Raw genomic sequence first — 20,196 nt, 5'->3', positions numbered from 1 at the left:
ATACAGGAAATTTTATTTATCCACCAGCTTAAATGAAAAAAATCGGACTTTTTTTCGGTTCATTCAATCCTATTCATATCGGGCATTTGATCCTTGCCAATTACATTCTGGAACATTCGGATATGGATGAATTGTGGTTTGTGGTAAGTCCGCAAAATCCTTTTAAAGAGAAGAAATCTTTGCTGAAAGATCATAACCGTCTTGATATGGTGCAGCTCGCGGTGAAAAATTATCCGAAAATGCGTGCTTCCAATGTCGAATTTTCTTTACCTCAGCCAAGTTATACCATCGATACATTAACTTATCTTCATGAAAAATACCCGGATCATTCTTTCAGTTTAATCATGGGAGAAGATAATCTTAAAAATTTTCATAAATGGAAAAATGCTGAAACTTTGGTTAAAAATCACCACATTATTGTATATCCAAGGGTTTTTGAAGGAGATAGAAAAGATTCAGAATACCTGCAGCACGAAAATATTTCTTTGATAAAAGCACCTGTTATTGAGCTGTCTGCAACGGAAATCCGGAATATGATCAAAACCGGAAAAAATGTAAGACCTATGCTGCCACCGGAAGTTTTTGAGTATTTGGACGGAAGCAGTTTTTATAAGTAAATTTGTAGACGTGTAAGGCGGATGAATGGAATTGGATACTGGAAATTTTCTTAGTCTTAGTTCTGAATTATCTCTAATGATCAATTAACAATTATGAATTTCTTAGAAAAATTATTCTCAAAATATCCACAGGAAAAAGTGATCAGATGGTTCAAGAACATTTGCCTGGCAGAAGCGGTTTCCTGGTTCTTCCTTTTTACGGCGATGATCTGGATCCGTACCAATCCTGAAGACATCTTCCCTATTGTCTATATCAGTACGATTGGCAGTATTCACGGTTTGTTTTTTACACTTTATCTTTTGTTTCTGCCAGCGATCAGAAAAATATTTGTCTGGGACGATGAAGACAGCGTCTTTTCGCTGATTGCAGCCTTCTTCCCTTTCGCTACCATCTGGATTGATAAAAAACTCGCACGTTTCGACAGAGAATAAAATATACAGGATCTTTTTCAGATCCTTTTTTTTGTCCTTTATTTTAAAAAACTTTACAGAAGTTTTATTTTTTTTAGGTTAAGATGTAACAGAATTCTGACCAGAATTGTCTATTTAAATAACAAAGACAGTATAAGCTAAAATTTTATTTAAAATTTTATTTACTGAAAATCAACTAGTTAAATAATATTTAAAAACATTTTAAGTACTTTGTATTGCAAGATACTTAATTTATTATATATCTTTGCAATGTTAAATAATAACAAATACAAGCTATTAAACTCTCAAAAAAATAAAACATGAAAACGACCATTCTTATTGCAGCTATATTTTTCAGTGGGCTTACTTTCGCTCAGGAAAAAAAACAGGACACTTTAAAAACAAAAAGTATTGAAGGAGTAACTTTAACCAAACAGGTTTTCAAAAAGCAAAGCGACCGTTTTGTGTATGATGTTGCAGCTTCTCCGGTAGCCAAAGGAAATACAACGTTTGATCTTTTGAAACAAACTCCCCTTTTGTCGACTACTGACGATAAAACATTGAAAATTGTAGGAAAGAATAACGCTCTTATCTACATCAATGGCAGAAAAACAAATATGGATGCGGAATCTTTAACACAATTCCTGAAAAACACCCCTGCTGAAAACATCCAGAAAATTGAAGTGATTACCGTACCGGGCAGTGAATACCAGGTAGAATCTTCCGACGGGATTATTAACATCATTCTAAAGAAAAAAATGAGTGACGGGACAAGTGGAAACATGAGAATGTCTAATACTCAAAATAAATATAATGCGAGCAATGCAAGTTTCTCAGTGAATTACAGAAAAGACAAGCTGGGAATCAACGCCAATTTAAGCGGAGGTGAAAACATCAATCCACAATCTTATATTTTAAGAAATGGAATTGGAAACGTTAAAAATGAATCTGTAGGAAATATTGATGATCCAAATAAAAATCTTGGTGGGTATTTAAATATTGACTATCAATTGACCGAAAAAAGTAATTTGGCTCTTTCATGGAATTCTTGGGCAAATAAAAGCTACAATTCCACAATTGATTTATATAATACTTTGGTGCAACCCGATCCTGATCATAAAGGACAGTTTCTGACGAGCCATACCTGGACAAAAAATAAAGAAGATGCCAGAAATTACAACAATTCAGTTAATTTAAACTATGAAATAAAACTAGATTCTTTAGGAAGTAAATTCAATGTAAACGCGGCTTATCTTCATTATAAGAGATTCCAGTTTTCTAGAAACAATACTTTAAATGAAGGTTTAACTCCAATAAAAACAATCACCCAGGATATTCCTCAGATTATCAATAATTTTTCAGGAACAGTTGATTACATCCAAAAATTTAAAAATGATTTTACCGTTTCTATAGGTGGAAATTTTAATACAACTAAAACTGATAACGATACTAAAAATTTCACCTATTTATTTAACGATGACGGAACTCCTGAAAACGTAACACCAAATCCCAAACCAGATTTCAATCATTTCATTTATGATGAGAAAATCTATGGAGCTTATTTAACGTTTGAGAAAAAATTCTCCGATAAATTTTCAGGGAAAGTTGGAGCAAGATATGAAATCACAAACAGTTTGGGAACAGCGGATAGCCCAACAAATGAAGAAGCGGCGCAACAACATCAAAGCATTAAAAGAAATTACAATAATCTCTTGCCTTATCTAAGCTTAAATTACGCCATAAATGACAAGAATAATATCTCTTATTCATTTTCAAGCCGAATGAGAAGACCAAGTTTCTGGGAACTGAATCCCGTGAAAAATATCATCACACAGGACAATTATACTCAAAATAATCCTTTTGTAAAAGCATCTTCAACTTATAATCAGGAATTGACGTATATGTATAAAAATTCATATTTCCTGATTTTAAACCATACTTACGAAAAAGATCAAATCACTCAAGTTCCGTTACAGAAAACGTACATGGATAAAAACAATATGGAAAGAGTAAGATTGGCGTACATCAGAACAAATTTCGGAGACAAACAGGAGATGTCTGCCATGTTAGGCGTTCAAAAATCGCTTTTCAAACAATATTTAACATTGAATTTCAATGCGGGAGTTCAGCACAACATCAACAACGGAATGTTGGACACAGACCCTACCACAGGCGAAGTTTTTGACACCTATATCAACAACAGAAAATCAACAAGCTTGATCATAACCAGCAACAACACCGTTCGCCTGGATAAAAAGAAAACCTGGTTTTTAGGAGTAAATTTCTTCTATGTTGATAAACAACAGATCGAGCTTGGAGTTTTGAAAAATTTAATGAGCCTGGATCTAAGCATCAAGAAAAACTGGAACGACTGGACGTTTGCCGTGAATGTAAATGATGTACTAAGAACAAACGTTGTAGAAATCGAAGATTATCAGGCTAATGGAAATTACAATTATATCAGAAACGATCAGTACAGAAGAAATCTTACCGTAAGCATTACCTACAATTTTGGAAATCAGAAAGTGAAAAAAGTAAGAGACATCGAAAGTGCTTCTGATGCTATCAAAAACAGAACAAGATAAATCAATCATTCTTCATATAGATTATTTTTTGTGATAACTCATCGGTTTTCCGGTGAGTTTTTGTTTTTTTTAAGTAAAATTAAATCTCTCATAATTTAACTGTCAGATGGCATTTATGCTGTAAAAAATAAACGCTCTGAAAAATTTCAAAGCGTTTACTATTTTATTCTGATTTAAAAACTTCCGATCGTTCCGAAACTCCGTTCGCATTGAATGCTTCGATCTGGAAATAATAGGCATCCGTTCTGTCGGCTCCGGTGAAGAAATATTCATTTTTGCCGTACACCATGATGCTTCCGTACAATTTCTCAGCAGATTTGCCCCAGTAAATTACGTATCCGTCGGCATCAGAGTTTTGTTGCCACTTCATCCAGATGCTTCTTCTTTCGCCATATTTTTTAGGATCAGATCTCAACGGAACAAAATTCTGAACTTTTCCCGGCACTGCCCCTGCTCCTTTTCCGAATACCCTGAAACCGCTTAACGCAAATTTTCCGGTCGGCATTTTCAGATTTTCCATTTTCAGGTATCTTGCTTTGGCCGGTTTTTCCAGTTCTACATAATCATGAGGAACATCTTTAGTATTTTTACTTTTATCTACAATAACCTTCCACTTTTTGCCATCATCAGAACCGTAAATCTTATACTGATGCATTTTACCCTGCGTTTTACCCATAAACTCAACGTCCTGATCAGCATAATTGATCTGAATGGCATTAATGGTGGAAACCTCTCCTAAATCCGTCTGAAACCATTCTCCCGAATTTCCTGTTTTGGCACTCCAATACGTTTTAATATCTTCATCCACCGCGTAATTTGAGTGATAGCCTCCCAATGTTGACGATACCTGAACCGGTTTATTATAATTCAACAACATCCAACCGGCAAAAAAGTCCTTTCGAAAAATCCTTTCCCTGTGCATATTGCGGAAGATAGGTCGGATAATCTCCGTACGCCGTATTACAGTACATCACATCATCCTTATCAAACCCTGCAGGCCAGATTCCCAGCCGTCTTTCAAAATTATTTTTAGTGGAAATAAATATCGTGGAAATATGCCACCAGTTTTTATAGTTGTCCTCAAAAGTGGCACCGTGTCCCGCTCCTCTGGCAAAGCCTCCCGGCTTATACGAAAAAGGATTGTGCTGCTGATATTCGAAACCTTCCAATGGTTTATCACTGACATATACCCCATCGGAATAACCGCTGAATTCAGTTGCCGGCGCTCCATACTGCATATAATATTTACCGTTATGCTTGGTCATCCATGCTCCTTCTACGAAAGGCTGAAGAAAAACATTGTCATTGTATTCCCCGAATCTTTCCCAGCCGTGATCTTCAGGCTTCAATCTTACAATCGGCTTTACAAAACCTTCCGACTGAAGCGTATTCACTTTCACTTCTGTTCCTAACAGTGGCCACTCATTACTGGAACCCCAATACAGATACAGCTTATTTTTATCTTCATCATAATGAAACGCAGGATCCCAGGCTCCGACTTTCAGGGTGTCAACGGCAATTTTCCAGTCATCCTTTGTGGGATTGGTACTTTTCCAGATCGGGAAATCCTGTTCCCATGTCGACCCGAAAACATACAAGGTATCCTTCATTGCCCAAACGGCCGGAGCATTCAGATCATGAATATATTTGTTATCTCTCAGAAATTTCCTTTTCACGAATTTCCAGTCGAGCATATCGTCGCTGTACCAGTATCCTTCCTGATTGGTAGAGAAAAGGAACAGTTTATTTTTAAAATTAACAATCACCGGATCAGCTGTCGCACGGTGTTTTCCCTGTTTTGAAAAAACCTCGAACGGCGTATATCCGTAATCAATATTGATCGGGTTACAAAATGTCTTTTGCTGGGCTTTTAAACCGAATATACCCAACAAAAACATGAATGAAAGAAGATACTTCTGCATTTTCATACGTTTTAACTTTAAAAACAAAAATAGGTAAGTTTTTTGGGTTCTTTAATTGAGTGGTAGAAAAATTTTGCGAAGCTGTAAGATACTCCAGAAAAATATTGTTAACTTATAAAGAAAAGAAGCCGTCTCACAACTGACGCGGCTTCTCTTTATTATTATTGCTCAAGGATTACAAATCCGCGAGATCGGGTTTTATAACAAAAAATTCATCAATGAAATTTTTACCTTCGTCCAAATACAAAACATAAGAACCTATGCTTTTCCTTTTACAATCTATACTTACTTCAATCTTATAACTATTCTTAAATAGCTCATTTTTGTCATATAAAACATAAGTAATACTCTTGTTTACTAATTGTACATTTTCATTTCCACAAAATTCTTTTAATTCACATAGAACTTCCTCATCTTTTAGAATATTATTTACATACTCTAAGGAAAGCCTGAATAAATTTTCTAGATCTATATTTCTCTTTAGCATTTTTTAAATAAATATATTAATGAACTTTTACTTTTTCAAAAACAATATACCCATTTGCATTACCATAAATTCGAATGTCATTTATTTTGTATTGACAAGTGTTTAAGAAGCATACGTTAAATTTATTTTTTGATTTTTTGAATGATTTCAATTAGTTCATTATATATGTATTCTTTCTCTTCCTCAATTATTTCTCCAGTGTCATATTTTTCAATAATAACATTGTATTTATAAGTTCTTTCATAATTAAAAGTTGATATGTATATTAAATTATTTCCTATTTGAATACCTATTGCTGTGGTATCAGCTTCCCAAAAATCAACAATTTTATAGTCTTGTAATGATTCTTCATTTAATCTTACAAGTAATTCATTTATTTCTTTATTTTTATTTTCCATTATTTTAAAAATCTACTATCGGTCAATAATTTTCGAACAGTTGTATTACCACTTTGTAGAGCTTCTTTCACCGTACTGTTTAAATGTTCTGCTGGAAAAACGGATTTTATGCTACCTTTTCGATGAGTTGATATAAATTCCTGCACTGTATTATCTACATTTTCCAATATACTCATTGTAGTAGGACTGTTTATATTTAATTTAAGCAATTTTGCTAGTTTCAAGAATTTCCCTCCAAGGTTACCCATTCTGGCAATATTCCCTATTTTCCCTTTTTTTACATTAATTAGCAGAATAGCTGTTGCAACAACCATTTCCTCTTTATCCTCACTCTCTCCAATAGATTTAATATTTTCCACTGTATCTGCCAAATCACTTGGAACATCTTTAATTTGTTTCCACAACCGAGTAAAATCACAACCAATATCGTTATGTCCACACTTTCCATACCTTGCATCAGTCATCGCTGATTCTTTAGGAGTTGCAGGCCTCATAGGAGTCATTATAGTTGCTAATTTGTTAAAATCAAAACTAGAAAATGTAGATTGAACTTTTTTATGTCCTGTTATGACAACTTCTTGTATAGGCGCAGGATTATTATCTCCTCCTCGCGCATTAGGATCCAATTTGGGTTCTCCAGGTTCTCCAATCATTCCTGTTGGATCGTTAAAGAAAATGGGATTATTATAAACATATGAATAAGGACTATAATGAAATTGTAATTCACCTAATGGATCATGTACCCCCCCATCTTCCAATATCCGGCATATAGAACCTTGCACCATAATCATACATTCCAGTCTCCGTCTGCAATTCCTTACCGTTGTACTTATACTGATACGCAGAATTTCCAGCCAACACATTATATCCTTCATGCTTCAATCCGAAAGGATAATAATTGTTTTCCTCAAGAACTTCTATGCTGCTGCCATTGTTGAAATAACTCAACCTTGTATTTCCCAAATGGTCTACATAGTTGTAAATATACTTATTTTTCACAAAATCAAAATACCCTTCCGATGTTGGTACAAATTGAAGTTCCTGCACCGGAGGCGGTGGCGGACATTCCACACATGTAAAAGAAGATTCATTTTTAAAATACTGGAAGCCATCCAGATAGTCTGTCGTTGTGGTACTCAACGTTTTTCTGACTTTTGTACCATCAGCTCTATACAGATAATTGGTCCTGGAGCTGCTTTTTCCACCCCCTTTTGTAATCCTTGAAGGAAGATTGAGATAATTATAGGAAATTGCACTAATTCCTTTATCCGGGTGAATTGTCATATTTCCATTCAAATCATAGCTAATGGTGTTTTGTAGTGCGTTATATCCTGATGGATTGTTGACAACTCCCGTAGGAAGAGTAATCATATCCAACCGATTGCCTGTATAATTGTAAATCAGATCATCAATCTTCTCTGCAGTAGTCCCTCCGGTACTTGGTGCTGAAAACCTTTTCAGGGTACTGATGTTTCCGTTTATATCATAGCTAAGGATCTCATTATAGTAATCATTAGCTGTGACTGATGATCCCGGCTGTGAATATACACCCTGCAAAAGCCTGTTGAGCCCATCATACTGATAGGAATACCTTCGCTTAGTACCATTAGGAAATGTTCCGGTCATCCAGTCAATCTCCGCAATATTCCCATTGAATCTAGCGGGGGCGGTGTTTGGGTTTTCCGGATTGTTGTATTTTATTTCATACCCGAACAGTTTTCCATTCAAATTAGCAGGATCATTAATTTTCGTCATCCAGCCTCTGATATTGTAATTATAGCTGATATCCTGAAGCGGAGTGGAAGGAGATATCCCCCCCGACTTTCTTCCCGGAAAGCTGCGAAAGCTCATTATATGTGTTTTGGGCTAAATATTCTACAGGATTACTATCCACCTGATGGGTATGGCTCAATAATCTGTTTTGCTGATCATAGATGAAGTTTTCGGTAATGACTTTGTCAGTTTCAGTATCCAATCGTTTGTGAGTGGTAATGCTCTGCTGAACCACTCCCGCAAAATCGAGCCTGGATTCTACTTTTGTTCGTCCACCTAAATGATTAATCGAGTAACTTCCGATAGTCCTTCCTTTTTTGTCGTAGTAGGTGTAGTTTTTCGTCCAGTTATTATCTTCAATGTTTTTCACCAGGCTCATGACCGGAAGGCTTTTGGTGCTTAATCCTTCTGCCGTTGGTGTATCCGTCAGTGTTGTTTCTCCCAGAATCATTGTAGGAAAAGCAGGGTTGAAACTGTAACTTGGATAAGTGTCGTAATAATTGACAGATAACAAAACATAATTAGTCTGTGGATAGGCCGAATTGGTCGTATAATACACATCCATTCCTGTATTGTTAAAACTTGATGCTGTTCTTATTTCATTATTGGAACCTACTCCTTCTACAGCAACCACCTGTTGAGCTCTGCCCGGCGGACTGTCTAAAATACCGGTATAAATGGGTCTTGAAAACTGATCGTATTTCGTGAAAAGCCATTTGCCCTGACCTTCCAGCCCGGTATCTCTAGTAAGAACCAATCGGTCCTGCTTATCATACACCATGTACTCCCAACCTTTTCCGGGAAGTTTCTTTTCTACCAGACGGTTTCTGCCATCGTACCTGTATTGGTAACAAAGATTCTCTAAGTCGGAGGGTGATAGCGTGATAGTCTTTGAGGCTAAAGGAGGAATAACGAATGCCAGCTGGTTGTATTCATTGTACACATAATACGTATCGGCTTTTTCTGTAGCGCTGAGCATTTTTCTGACTAACAATACCTGACCCTCACCATTCTTAAATTCGATGGTTTGGTTGCCGTCTTCATCCGTTACTGTGTTTTTGTAAAGTTGAGCTGCCAGATAGTTTGTACTCTGGCTGATCTGTGAACTGGTAGCCCCATTTACCCAGGTGGTTACCGTCACATATTTTTTTACCTCATCTGCTGTAGTATTGGCATCATAACCAAACTGTACGGATTTTCCCTGCCATGCTGTACCCGGCTGAACCTGTGAAAGTATTCTGTCCAAAGGTGAATTCTCAAGATTCTTATGTATGAAGGCTTTTTCATTGGTGTATACACCTGTAGGATCACCAACAGGAAAATCTACCAATCCTGATCCTTGTGTATAAATGGCTCCGTTTTGTGTTCCCTGCTGGGGAATAGGCAAATAGTCTCTCACCTGTCTCCCGAAACCATCGTACAGGATCGGAGTCACCACATCTTTTCCCTGTGGGGAAGCTTTGATATTCACCACCTGCTTGGGTCTGCCCAAACCATCGAAATACTGGACGGTTTCAGAAGTTTTGGTAGCGGTAGTTCCATTATAATCTAAATAAGTTTTGCTGTAGACATAATTCTCTGTTGTACTTGATTGGTTCTGGGCACTCGTCAGTCCGGACAACAGCAAAGCGCCTATAGGAATTAATATTTTTTTCATCGGTATTAGTTTTTGTAATTGTACTTGAATTCTTTTAAGAGCTTTCCGGTCTGGCTGCCTTCCCTGATTTCCATTAATCTGTTAGCAGAATCATATAAATAAACTTCACGGATTCCTGAAGGAGGGGTGATGCTGGTAACCCCTATCAATGGATCATACGTATAGGTGGTAATAAGCTGTCTTACATTATCTTTTCGAAACGAATCTAACTGAGCGATTAACGAATTCTGTGTTGGTATATCGACATCCTGATTAGATTTACTCACAATATCTGAAGCACCAACCAGCGCCATAGCCTGTTCATAGGTGGAACCTTCAACTTTTGCTATAGGTTTCGTATTACCATAGCCCCAGATGAATGCAACTGGAATACCATCTTTTTTAGTGTACTGCAATAAATTACCTTTACTGTCATATTTGTCATAGGTAACCTCAGTATCCATAAGACTTGCATTCAAATTACTCGATCTAACAGAAGACGGAAAATAGTTATCTAAATTATCGTATCTGGTTTCTACGTGGCTCACCTGGGTACTTCCAGAATTAACCTCGATACTTAACGGAATACCGGTCATCCCCTTATTCACCAATCGCGTATTGTTTACATCCTGAGCATAATCGTAATCCGTTGTCAGGACTTTGCCCTCACTCGTGGTGGTTGTACTGATATCCAAATCCCCTGAAGAAGTATAGCTCAGATCTGTTTGCTCAACCATCGACTTGCCATTCAAATAACTCGTATTGATCGTTCTCGTTAATCTTCGCTTGCCAGTTATCAAAGGACTAAATACAAATTGATATTTTGTTAATGGTAACTTATTTATATACGTGTGGCCAGTATAAGAGGTTCCTATAAGAGGACACCCCGTCACTTCCGCAGGGTAAGCAGTATATGTTGGATCGTAAGGTCCTGTAGAAGTATTAATTATACTGAATGAAGGATAAATATTGTATGTGTTAGGTAAATTGCTATATGTATAAGCAGCTGAAGAAAGTTTATTTTGATTTGGATCAAATTTTTCAATTAGTATATTCTCACCATTTGATGGAATGTCAACTTTAGGGATTCCTTTAATAACTGTTCCTGTGGATTCGCTATTGATAAAATTATATTTTGTAAAGCCTTTCGTTGTACTATCAAAAACATTAATGTCTTTTTCTATAACTTCTGAATAACCGAAAGGCTTATTTCCACTGATTCCAAAATCGTTGGAATTTACAGATAGATCATTATAAATTGCAATAAATTCCAGATAGCAACCTGCATTTTGATATGTAGGTTGATCTTTATAAGTAGCCCCGGAGATAAGATTTAGAGGGCGAAAAGGATAAATTAATTTCCCTCCTGAATAATCATATGTTTTATGCGATAATAAAGTACTGTTTTCATAATTTTTGATTGATTTTATCCTTACTCCCTCTCCATAAGAAATTGATTTGTCAATGCCGGAATCATCATAATATTGAAAACGACTGGACACTACTGCAAAATGAATTCCGTCATTACTGTTGTATTGTATGCCGTTTGAAACATAAACATAATATTCTGTAGTTGGATCACTATCTAACAGCACTTCAAAATCTTCATCCCATTTTTGCTGGTGAGTCTGTTCAAAAACACTGCCTGCTACATCAACCTTCCATTCTTTAAGGATCGTATCCGTATATTGCCCATTAACAGTTTTGGTCTTGTGAAGCTGTATTTTACAGTTAAGCATCTGATAGTAATCATAATGCGTCTGTGGATAGCTTGGCCCCATATAACCGTCAAAGATCGTATTTGAAAACTTAATCTTCTTGGATTTAGGAAGCTTGAATGGGGTGCTTTTCAGAAAGTAATAGCCACCCGGAACGGTAGAGGCTCCCCTGTGGGTTACACTTACATCCTTATTGGCAGATTGTACCTGCTGCTGGGTCGGGATAAATTGGTTGAAAAAAAGTGTTGGATTCATATTCAAATTCTGTACGTGCTGCGGTAGGATATGTTACCTTCTTTAAAATATTTGTCGTGATATAATTCTGATTTGTATATCTGTTTGCTCCATTATACGGATAGTTTACATTTAAATTATAATTTTTATATGGCGGTGTATCCAGATAATCAAAAAAACGAAGATCAGGAAGCAGTGTCCCATCATTAGAACCGTTATGATATCCGTAAAAATCTGAACTTGACATTTTTGAAGGCATAATATGACTGGTATCATATTCAAAAACATACGGAGGAATATTCTGGACGGCAGTGCTCTGCTCATTATAATTCACTTCTTGAATTGAATTTAGCTTTAGCCTTTTATTTTTATATCCTTCTTCAGCCCCACTGAATGAAACGGTCGGAAAATAATCTGTATTAAACACAAAACTCTTAATCTTTTTATCCGGATACTTTGACTTGATATCAATAGATGCTAATTTTTTAATGGGAACGGACACAGAATAAGGCTTAATATCATCTCTGTTGTTAAGATTAAAAACTATTCTTGTATCCTCTGTTTCAATACCGATTAAAGTCTTCTTATCATTAATTGTTGCATTATAACTTGTATTGACACTAGGCGACATGGTAAAATTGGGAAAGCGGGCAACCTCAGTAGGATATTCCTGATAGGTACTTTCATCCTGATAGGTAAAATTGACCACTTTACCACTTACCAGTTCAATCTTCGTAACCTTAAAGGTATATCCAATATCGGTGTAATCCGTCTGGTTACTTCTTGATTTTTCTATTGCATTGAAATAGAACTTATCTCCTTTATTGTTTTTTGCAAGCCAACCCTCTGACATTCTTGTGAATTTAACATCATCGTTGCTTTCCATGAAAACAATCTCGGTATTATTTTCCGGATTATAAAAAAATTTTCCTGAATAACCATAAAAATTGTAGGTAAAAATATCAGGCTGTCCTTTCTTTTCCTTTAATCTTATAATTATTTCATTTGAGTCATCTGGTACCGAAGGGTCATGTCCAACTAATGAATATCCATCATTAGTTTCGCTAAAACCTCGTTGCAGTCTAAAAGTCTGATTTTCGGAGTATAGAGTAGGAAAGAAGCTTTTAAATTGGCTATATCCTGAGGCCGTATTAAATCCATCCCCTCCTGTCACGGAATCTTCTCTCCCTCTGATTTCCTGAGTAATGGTACCTTCAGGCATAAAGTTCCAGCCCAAACCTACCCATGTCGCTTCATCCGCTACCTTGATTCCCGAAGTATGATAGCTCAGTGCCAGCGGTATCTCAATATTGTCCACCTTCAATGTATATAAAGGAACTGATACTTCTGCCGTCCCCGTATAATGACCAACGGGTATATCCCCAAACCTACCCAATAAGGCTACCTCAGGAGAAGTAGGTACATTTTTAATACCAGGATCATACTGGCTCTGGTTTCCCTGACCGAATAGATTGTTTAAAGATGCTAATAAAACTATAGCAATCGTTATTTTTTTCATCTCTGTTTATTTCTTTATTAGTTTTGCGTTAGCCGTTTTATTCGTATCTGCCTTTATCGTAATTAAATACGCTCCCTGAATCAAATTCTGCGTATTGATCTTCGTGACTTTATTCTTTGTCTTCAGACTTTGCAGCTGTCTTCCTCCCATATCATACATCACAATATCCGCTTCCTTGAAATCAAATCCGATTTCCACATAAGCATAATCAGATACCGGATTAGGATAGATCTTAATATCCTGCTTCTCGATCAGCTGATCAAGCTGCTTGTCTCCCAGCTTTACGATCTTCCAGTTCTCTTTCCCCAATTCTTCAGCACTTGTTCCAGCTAAAACAATCGAACCATCTCTATTCAGTTTTATATCGGATAATCTCTCCTCTTTTTTCCTTGATTCCCCCCTTCACATGCTTTCTCCACTGCTCATTTCCGTTTTGATCCAAATAAAGCATCCAGAACGTTTCATCGTCACTTTCAATCCGTCCTTCTGCTTGAGTATAACCGCCCAGCAAAATCCCTTTGGTCAGGTTGCCAGATTCCCCTCCTTTGGAGGGACCAGGGGAGGATATCACACTCATCCCCATCAATACATCCCTGTTTTTAAAATTGTAAGACTTCTGCCATATTTCTTCGCCTCTTTCATTAAGGGAGATCAGCCAAAGATCTGTTCCTTCTTCAATCCCTACCGTTTTATTTCCTGATCTTTCCGATCTTGATTCTCCACCAATCAGATATCCTGTTGAAGTCAACGCCAACGTTCTTAAGTGATCATCTCCTGTTCCACCAAAATTCTTTTCCCATTCCACTTTTCCGTCTTTATTCAGCTTGATGATCCAGTAATCGCCCTCGCCAAAATTGTTGGTTGTTTTTGGTTGATAGTTGATGGTTTTACCACTTCCGGCTTCCAGCTTTGTGCTCCCAGCCTTTAACTCAGAACTTCTCGAATACACACCCAATAACACTCCGCCGTCTTTCGTCGGAATCATCTTTTCCACTTCATCCAATCCTTTTCCACCTAAAACTAATTGTGATAATTCTTTTCCGTTTTTATCCAACCGTACCACCAGAACATCTTTAGAACCATAGCCTGCTGTTCCCTTCGAGAGCCTCAGGGAACTCTGATCCGTTGATTCGCCCGTTGCCTGAGCGGAGCCGAAGGCAACGTTCCCCGCCACAAAAAATCCCATATCTGTCGCCTGAATCACCGCTCTGGCTTCCTCATCCGAAGCGCTGCCAATCGTTTTCTGCCACAATTCATCCCCGAATTCATTGATCCTAATCAACCAGATATCAGATCCGCCCTTGGAATCCTCTTTTTTATCCAGGCCTTTTCCGGAAAAAGAAGTGCCGGCTAACAAAAACCCACCTTCTTGGGTATTTACCGTAGCCGAGAGAAAATCATGATTCTGCCCTGAGAAATATTTTTCCCAGACTTCTTCTCCCTGCTGATTAAGTTTAACCAAATGGAAATCATAACCGTTGTTCTGTGGTCCCTGAGCTTGTCGAAGGGAAAGTACGGTCCCTGAGGCTCTCGAAGGGATGCTGCTTCCGGTTATCAGATATTGCTGATCGATGGTTGTGGTGATCTGGGAAAGAAAATCCTGTGTTGAGGACTTAATGTCTTTCTGCCAGATGACTTCCTGGGCCTGAATAGCCAAGGCAGAGCATAAGAATAATGCTCCTGAGTAGATTTTATTCATACTTAGTGTCTATTTTGAGTTGTTATTAATTATTAATTTTTCAATCGTTGCAAAATTATTCTTTTTATCTCACGCCGAAAAGATATAGAATGTCAATTGTATGTGAATATTATCATCCTATCATTTAAAACCGTTTTGCATTTTGATTCATTTTCGTCCCTTCAAGTAGATTTAAAAAATCATATTGAGAAGTTAGATTACCGGTCGGTAATATTGATGAGTTCTCGATACATTTTCTCCGCTTTGCTCCAAAAAATACTCGAACAGACGGAAACATTTGTATTGTGCAATTAACGCACACGTCACTTCGAGTAGATTTTGAAAAAATCATATCGACAAGTTTTTGATTTAAGGATAAATTTCATTCTCGATACATTTTTTCTTCACTTTGTTACGAAAAAACACTCGAATTGACGAACCCAATACCAAAATTTTGCAAAATGCATAATTAGTTATTATTTAAATCTAATATTCATTATTTCTGAAGCAAAGGTATTGCTGTACTGCGACAAAACCTGTCGTGTTATATCATGAAACCGGCTTTAAGAAAAAAACATAAGCTTAGCAGATTCATTTCAGATATCTGTAAGCTTATGCTGAAAAAAAATCACATGTTAAATCTCCCATTTAAGATTCTCCTTTCGAAGAAGAATCTGTACTGCCGTTTCTTTTTGCAGCATGAAGCATCGGAAGAATGTGGTCAATCGTGTACTCCGAGGCTTTTTGCTCACCGCTGAAAATAATCTTTCCCAGCTGAGCCACTTCGCTGATGTACTGGTAAAGCTCCTTGTACAGGTGATTGTTCGTCGACGTAAATGTCTTACGCTGCTGCTGAAAAGCGGTCTGCTCATTACTTTTCGCGGTAATCGCCGTGAAGGCATCTTCCAGGGTGGTTAGCATATCGGCTTTCATTCCCTTGGCCTGTAATAATGCTGATTGTGCAGAAACGATTTGCTTCAGGGAATTAAGCGACATTAGTGCCCCTTCAAAGTTTCTTTTTTTGATTTTTTTCAGCACATCGGTGGCGAGAGATGTTTTTACATTCGCCTTTTTAATGGCCATGTTAAGAATCTTCAAAGGTTTGCTGAGCTGATTTCCCAGGATGTAAAGATCTTCAGTAGTCTGCTTTTGCTGCACAAGCACCAGGTCAGCAGCCTCTTTGGCACGCACCTCATCTGTTTTGCTTTGCATGGCCTGCAGGTAACCGGAATTGAATAAATGATTCTCTGCTTCGAATAAAGACAAATCCCTACTTAAGCTCCTGAGTAATGCATCCGACATCGGAACATACTCTTCTTTTTGTAATTTCATAAATTGTATTTTTTTTAATCGGGATAAAAATATATATTTTTTTGCAGTTTCTAAAATTTTTACCATTTTTTTTCACCATCCTTGGGATTATCTGATCCTGTCAGTATCATGCCTCATTTCCTGAACTTTTTGTCTTTTATCTTCTTCTTGGGTATAGCTCTACTTACCTTGAGTATAACTCCACTGACCTCGGGTATAAGTCTACTTACCCTGAGTATGGGTCTACTTACCTCGGGTATAGCTCTACTTACCTTGAGTATGAGTCTACTGACCTCGGGTATAAGTTTAGTGACCTTGAGTATAGCCTTACTTACCTCGGGTAAAACTCTACTTACCTTGAGTATAAGTCTACTGACATTGGGTATGAGTCTACTTACCTCGGGTATAAGTTTAGTGACATTGAGTATTGGTCTACTTATCTTGGGTAGAGCTATATTCCCTTAAGTTTTATAATTCCGGATCTCCGGAATAAAAAAAATCTGACCTTGTTTCCAAAGTCAGATTTATGATTAATGTCTAATGTTCTGTACCGTTTTTAAATTATAAAATGCTTTAGCCAAGATGTATTTTAAATTTTGGCTAAAGCCCGACATTCTTTTGCCTATTAAGATTGGGCTAAAGCCCAATCCTATTGATGCGCTCGTGTTTCTGTTATCCCGAACTTAAATTATAAAGTTCAGGAAACAGCTACGGTAACAGTTACACTTCCTATATTGTCCCTTAAGCCTTCCCCGTATAATCCTTTTAAATCATCATTGATACAAAGCCAGAGCTGTCCGCTTGTCTGGCTGGTTCCGTTGTAACTATCCCCCACAAGAAATGCGTTATCAGATCCGTCTCCAACAGGCTGTTCACCTATAAATCCGCACAAAGCTCCCATGTTTGCTCCAAGCAGGGTGTATCCGGGCTGGTCTACTATAATCCCTGAAAATCCGTTAGCATCATACAATTCGCGATGGTCTGTATTAGGATCAGCTGTCCATAAGCCGTTTTGGTAATCAATTGAAATGGTATCGCCCGGTACTATTGTTAAACCTGTGTTTTGCCATGTCTGGTTTGCTTCAACCGTTACATTCATGGTCTTTTCTATTACCCAAACTTTTGCCCAATTTACCTGGTAAACCCATGTTGTACCGGGAGCAGCGGTAGGTTGTAACTTAGCATTGTAAGCCCAGCTCCAGCCGGAAGCGGGAACCCAGAAATTAAGGACCAGACTCATATCGGATTGCGGAACATTGGTTTCTGTGTAAAAAGGCGTGGGATTTTTATCTTTATTGATGTACCATTTTACGCCTTCTTCCGACCATTCTATACGCAGGACTACTGTTCCTGACAAGCTTGGCGGAGTGGGATTACTTACCACCTGGTCAAAATTATTCATGCTGCCATCCGTAACCACATATACGTTGGTATTAATCTGTTCTCCACTGTCTTGCCAATAGTTGGATGAAATTTCAAAATCGATTTCATCATGTAAAAACGGACTTGAGGATATTAAATTATAGGCAAATAATGCTGCAACTACACCTCCGGGAGCTGCCCCTTCGCCCGATATTGGTAAAATGACTTCCGCTTCAAAAGCAACACTATTGTAGGAAGCGAGTCCCCATTTTTGAATGGTGCCTATTTGTGCGCCAAGGAAAGTCGTGTTGTTGGAATTGTTCGGATCATTGGTGCCCAGGTATAATTGTGCTACACTATTAATGACAGGTACATACCCAGGTTTTGGAGCGGGATAGTCAACCGGGTTACGGATATTGGTTCGTCCGAAAAAGTCGGGGTTGTTGTTTTGTTGCCATTGCGGACTTTCCCAAACGGTACGGTCTACGTCATTCCCATCTGTGAATGTGAAATACTCTAATAAAACCCAATTGCTTTGGGTTTCTGGTTTTGTTACTGTTTTCATGGTTATATTGGTTTTTAGTTTTTGGTTAAAGAGTTCTTTATATTTTATTGTAGCTTTTAAACAAAATATCAGCGATAAATACAGGTCTGGCATACTGAAAATAGTCCAGATACAATAGATTGGAAAAATAGCCAAATTGATTAGGTTGTCTTTGTGACATCATTTTCCTTCCTAATACTCTATTGGCATCCTGCGCATAAGACCACACAGCCGTTACTGGTGTAAGTGTCCAGGAAAGCAGGAATAAATCACATGGAACCTGTGGATCGTTTTTACATTTTCCATTAAAATTTCTAAGTTTCTCGAATTGGTCATTCTCCATTTTTGCTAAATCTGTTGTATCAGAATATTGATCAAAAACGGTAAGATTTCCTTTTGCCGGAGAACCGGAATTCCAGTCTCTGTAGACCCAATAGCCTGCTTCAGGATAATCTATCGCCCAATCTCCGTCAACCACTATTAAAACAGCTCCTTTACCGGCATTTAAATAAGTACCCATAGACACATCCGCTAATCTGGAAACACCTTGTGGCAAAGTTTTAAAAAGCCAGTTCCCTAAATATGAATTGATAAGATTTCTCATATTCTGATAACTTGTTTGTGAGAAATCATCAAAGTGCGAGAACTTTAAGATGGCTAGTTCCTGATGCCCTTCATCAAAGAATTGTTTTATATTCTTTAACACAGAATCGAGTGAAGGACCATAGACAATTCCATGACGTATATTTAAGTTGCCATCCAACCTTAAGTCAAAGTATCTTGAGCCGGAGCTTAGTTGTTCATATAAGTTCAGATCCTGTGTCCTTCCTGCCAGTCCGCCTGCGTACATTCCTGTATCATGGGTAGCGGGAAGCACCATTTTTTTCAACGGCAAATTGCTGATAACAGGCAACATATTTTTCATAAAGTTCGCAGTGTCCATCACTTTACTATTGGAATACCATAATTGATACATACTTCCTTCATGAACCTGAACAGCTACGTTACCATTAAGAGATACACCTACTTGCGGATTGGCACCGGAATCAAAATTAGAAGAACCTCCCCAGGTAATTTCGTTTCCATTTACTTTTCCTACAAGCTGCCATAAACCTGTTAATCCTTGTGACTCATGAACCTCTACGACTGTCCCATCGTTTGTAAGGCCAACGCTCGGCGCTATACCATCCTGATATTCATGTGCACTTCCCCAGGTAATGCTTTTACCGTTAATTCTACCTACTCTGCACCAAAGTTTATTGTATGCCTGAGACTTGTGTACCTCAACCACCAATCCATCATTATTAATGCTTACGGACGGGGTTACTCCGTCATCATATTTATGACTGTCTCCCCATTCTATTTTTTTGCCTTTGATCTGACCAACACGATAATACAATGAATCATACGACTGGGATTTGTGTACTTCCACAACTACTCCCTGGTCATTAACAGATACTGAGGGCTGTCTGCCACTGTCATACTTTTCATCTCCGCCCCAATCTATGGTATCTCCATTGATGGTTCCTACTTTGTAGTACATACTGTTGGTAAAAGCATTACTCGTTTCATGTACTTCTACAACTACATTGTTACTATTGACCGCTACGGAAGGATGATAGCCACTGCTGTATTTATGGCTTGCTCCCCAGTTGATCGTAGCCCCATTCATACTTCCTACATGATACCACATATCAGAAGAAGCTTCTGAATTGTGTACCTCTACTGCAAACTGACTGTTGACAGCAACATTGCAATTACGACCAGAATCATACTGTTCTGCTAATCCAAATTGAATTGTATTCATGTTAATTAGTTTTTTTAGTTAATAGTTTTTTATGTTATCTTTTAAAAATTACAGTTTTAGTTCAGGGATTGACGAAACGATATCTGCGCTTAAGATTAATGTCAATCCAAATTTACGCACTGCATCAATGCCATCCTTACAACCTGCGCCAATCATATTTTCTATTTAAGATACAATTCGGTTATTAATACCAT

At 37.5% G+C, this 20,196-nt stretch carries 17 protein-coding genes; 3 read left to right on the top strand and 14 right to left on the bottom strand.

What is annotated here, in order from left to right:
- The first annotated feature begins 32 nt into the window (after positions 1-32).
- The 3 genes from nadD to AAHI02_RS15300 all read left to right on the top strand — a co-directional run bounded on the left by nadD (position 33) and on the right by AAHI02_RS15300 (position 3,613).
- A complete protein-coding gene (gene nadD / locus AAHI02_RS15310; protein ID WP_346983975.1) occupies positions 33-617 on the top strand; it encodes a nicotinate (nicotinamide) nucleotide adenylyltransferase in 585 nt (194 codons plus the stop codon).
- A 93-nt stretch (positions 618-710) separates the two neighbouring features.
- Positions 711-1,049 carry a DUF3817 domain-containing protein gene (locus tag AAHI02_RS15305; protein WP_346983974.1) on the top strand — a complete coding sequence of 113 codons (339 nt, stop codon included), beginning with the start codon at positions 711-713 and terminating at the stop codon, positions 1,047-1,049.
- Between the two features lie 299 nt (positions 1,050-1,348).
- Positions 1,349-3,613 carry a TonB-dependent receptor gene (locus tag AAHI02_RS15300; protein ID WP_346983973.1) on the top strand — a complete coding sequence of 755 codons (2,265 nt, stop codon included), beginning with the start codon at positions 1,349-1,351 and terminating at the stop codon, positions 3,611-3,613.
- Positions 3,614-3,776: 163 nt separating this feature from the next.
- Here AAHI02_RS15300 and AAHI02_RS15295 read toward each other — a convergent pair whose 3' ends face one another.
- The 14 genes from AAHI02_RS15295 to AAHI02_RS15230 all read right to left on the bottom strand — a co-directional run bounded on the left by AAHI02_RS15295 (position 3,777) and on the right by AAHI02_RS15230 (position 20,002).
- A complete protein-coding gene (locus AAHI02_RS15295) occupies positions 3,777-4,484 on the bottom strand; it encodes a discoidin domain-containing protein (protein WP_346983972.1) in 708 nt (235 codons plus the stop codon).
- Positions 4,474-5,535, bottom strand: coding sequence for a family 43 glycosylhydrolase (locus tag AAHI02_RS15290; protein ID WP_346983971.1), 1,062 nt, complete (start codon positions 5,533-5,535; stop codon positions 4,474-4,476). The genes AAHI02_RS15295 and AAHI02_RS15290 overlap by 11 nt, the downstream gene beginning before the upstream one ends.
- A 175-nt stretch (positions 5,536-5,710) precedes the next feature.
- Positions 5,711-6,022: a hypothetical protein gene (locus tag AAHI02_RS15285; RefSeq protein ID WP_346983970.1), complete on the bottom strand. Its 312-nt coding sequence runs from the start codon at positions 6,020-6,022 to the stop codon at positions 5,711-5,713.
- Between the two features lie 122 nt (positions 6,023-6,144).
- A complete protein-coding gene (locus tag AAHI02_RS15280) occupies positions 6,145-6,420 on the bottom strand; it encodes a hypothetical protein (protein ID WP_346983969.1) in 276 nt (91 codons plus the stop codon).
- The gene (locus tag AAHI02_RS15275) at positions 6,420-7,178 is read right to left on the bottom strand and encodes a hypothetical protein (RefSeq protein WP_346983968.1); all 759 of its coding nucleotides are present in this window, start codon (positions 7,176-7,178) and stop codon (positions 6,420-6,422) included. The genes AAHI02_RS15280 and AAHI02_RS15275 overlap by 1 nt, the downstream gene beginning before the upstream one ends.
- Complete coding sequence (locus AAHI02_RS15270; RefSeq protein WP_346983967.1) at positions 7,156-8,271, bottom strand: RHS repeat-associated core domain-containing protein; 1,116 nt, start codon at positions 8,269-8,271, stop codon at positions 7,156-7,158. The genes AAHI02_RS15275 and AAHI02_RS15270 overlap by 23 nt, the downstream gene beginning before the upstream one ends.
- Entirely contained in the window at positions 8,195-9,850 is a 1,656-nt protein-coding gene (locus AAHI02_RS15265; protein WP_346983966.1) for a DUF6443 domain-containing protein, read from the bottom strand. The genes AAHI02_RS15270 and AAHI02_RS15265 overlap by 77 nt, the downstream gene beginning before the upstream one ends.
- Before the next feature lie 5 nt (positions 9,851-9,855).
- Positions 9,856-11,802 (bottom strand): hypothetical protein, encoded by a 1,947-nt coding sequence (locus tag AAHI02_RS15260; RefSeq protein ID WP_346983965.1) that lies wholly within the window; start codon positions 11,800-11,802, stop codon positions 9,856-9,858.
- Positions 11,738-13,300, bottom strand: coding sequence for a hypothetical protein (locus tag AAHI02_RS15255; protein ID WP_346983964.1), 1,563 nt, complete (start codon positions 13,298-13,300; stop codon positions 11,738-11,740). Before AAHI02_RS15255 ends, AAHI02_RS15260 begins: the two co-directional genes overlap by 65 nt.
- A gap of 6 nt (positions 13,301-13,306) precedes the next feature.
- Positions 13,307-13,609, bottom strand: coding sequence for a T9SS type A sorting domain-containing protein (locus AAHI02_RS15250; RefSeq protein ID WP_346983963.1), 303 nt, complete (start codon positions 13,607-13,609; stop codon positions 13,307-13,309).
- Positions 13,610-13,649: 40 nt separating this feature from the next.
- Positions 13,650-14,999, bottom strand: coding sequence for a T9SS C-terminal target domain-containing protein (locus tag AAHI02_RS15245; RefSeq protein ID WP_346983962.1), 1,350 nt, complete (start codon positions 14,997-14,999; stop codon positions 13,650-13,652).
- Positions 15,000-15,626: 627 nt separating this feature from the next.
- Entirely contained in the window at positions 15,627-16,310 is a 684-nt protein-coding gene (locus AAHI02_RS15240; RefSeq protein ID WP_346983961.1) for a hypothetical protein, read from the bottom strand.
- Between the two features lie 676 nt (positions 16,311-16,986).
- Complete coding sequence (locus AAHI02_RS15235) at positions 16,987-18,216, bottom strand: glycoside hydrolase family 16 protein (RefSeq protein ID WP_346983960.1); 1,230 nt, start codon at positions 18,214-18,216, stop codon at positions 16,987-16,989.
- Positions 18,217-18,253: 37 nt separating this feature from the next.
- Entirely contained in the window at positions 18,254-20,002 is a 1,749-nt protein-coding gene (locus AAHI02_RS15230; protein WP_346983959.1) for a phosphatidylinositol-specific phospholipase C domain-containing protein, read from the bottom strand.
- Positions 20,003-20,196: the final 194 nt, after the last annotated feature.

The sequence above is a fragment of the Chryseobacterium sp. POE27 genome, assembly GCF_039727685.1.
Classification (GTDB): domain Bacteria; phylum Bacteroidota; class Bacteroidia; order Flavobacteriales; family Weeksellaceae; genus Chryseobacterium.
This window is presented reverse-complemented; position numbering and strand designations above follow the sequence as displayed.

Excerpts from the sequence above, each read along its gene's own strand:
- nadD (WP_346983975.1), top strand. The coding sequence starts at position 33 with ATGAAAAAAATCGGACTTTTTTTCGGTTCATTCAATCCTATTCATATC.
- AAHI02_RS15305 (WP_346983974.1), top strand. The coding sequence starts at position 711 with ATGAATTTCTTAGAAAAATTATTCTCAAAATATCCACAGGAAAAAGTG.
- AAHI02_RS15300 (WP_346983973.1), top strand. The coding sequence starts at position 1,349 with ATGAAAACGACCATTCTTATTGCAGCTATATTTTTCAGTGGGCTTACT.
- AAHI02_RS15290 (WP_346983971.1), bottom strand. The coding sequence starts at position 5,535 with ATGCAGAAGTATCTTCTTTCATTCATGTTTTTGTTGGGTATATTCGGT.
- AAHI02_RS15285 (WP_346983970.1), bottom strand. The coding sequence starts at position 6,022 with ATGCTAAAGAGAAATATAGATCTAGAAAATTTATTCAGGCTTTCCTTA.
- AAHI02_RS15280 (WP_346983969.1), bottom strand. The coding sequence starts at position 6,420 with ATGGAAAATAAAAATAAAGAAATAAATGAATTACTTGTAAGATTAAAT.
- AAHI02_RS15270 (WP_346983967.1), bottom strand. The coding sequence starts at position 8,271 with ATGAGCTTTCGCAGCTTTCCGGGAAGAAAGTCGGGGGGGATATCTCCT.
- AAHI02_RS15265 (WP_346983966.1), bottom strand. The coding sequence starts at position 9,850 with ATGAAAAAAATATTAATTCCTATAGGCGCTTTGCTGTTGTCCGGACTG.
- AAHI02_RS15260 (WP_346983965.1), bottom strand. The coding sequence starts at position 11,802 with ATGAATCCAACACTTTTTTTCAACCAATTTATCCCGACCCAGCAGCAG.
- AAHI02_RS15255 (WP_346983964.1), bottom strand. The coding sequence starts at position 13,300 with ATGAAAAAAATAACGATTGCTATAGTTTTATTAGCATCTTTAAACAAT.
- AAHI02_RS15245 (WP_346983962.1), bottom strand. The coding sequence starts at position 14,999 with ATGAATAAAATCTACTCAGGAGCATTATTCTTATGCTCTGCCTTGGCT.
- AAHI02_RS15240 (WP_346983961.1), bottom strand. The coding sequence starts at position 16,310 with ATGAAATTACAAAAAGAAGAGTATGTTCCGATGTCGGATGCATTACTC.
- AAHI02_RS15235 (WP_346983960.1), bottom strand. The coding sequence starts at position 18,216 with ATGAAAACAGTAACAAAACCAGAAACCCAAAGCAATTGGGTTTTATTA.
- AAHI02_RS15230 (WP_346983959.1), bottom strand. The coding sequence starts at position 20,002 with ATGAATACAATTCAATTTGGATTAGCAGAACAGTATGATTCTGGTCGT.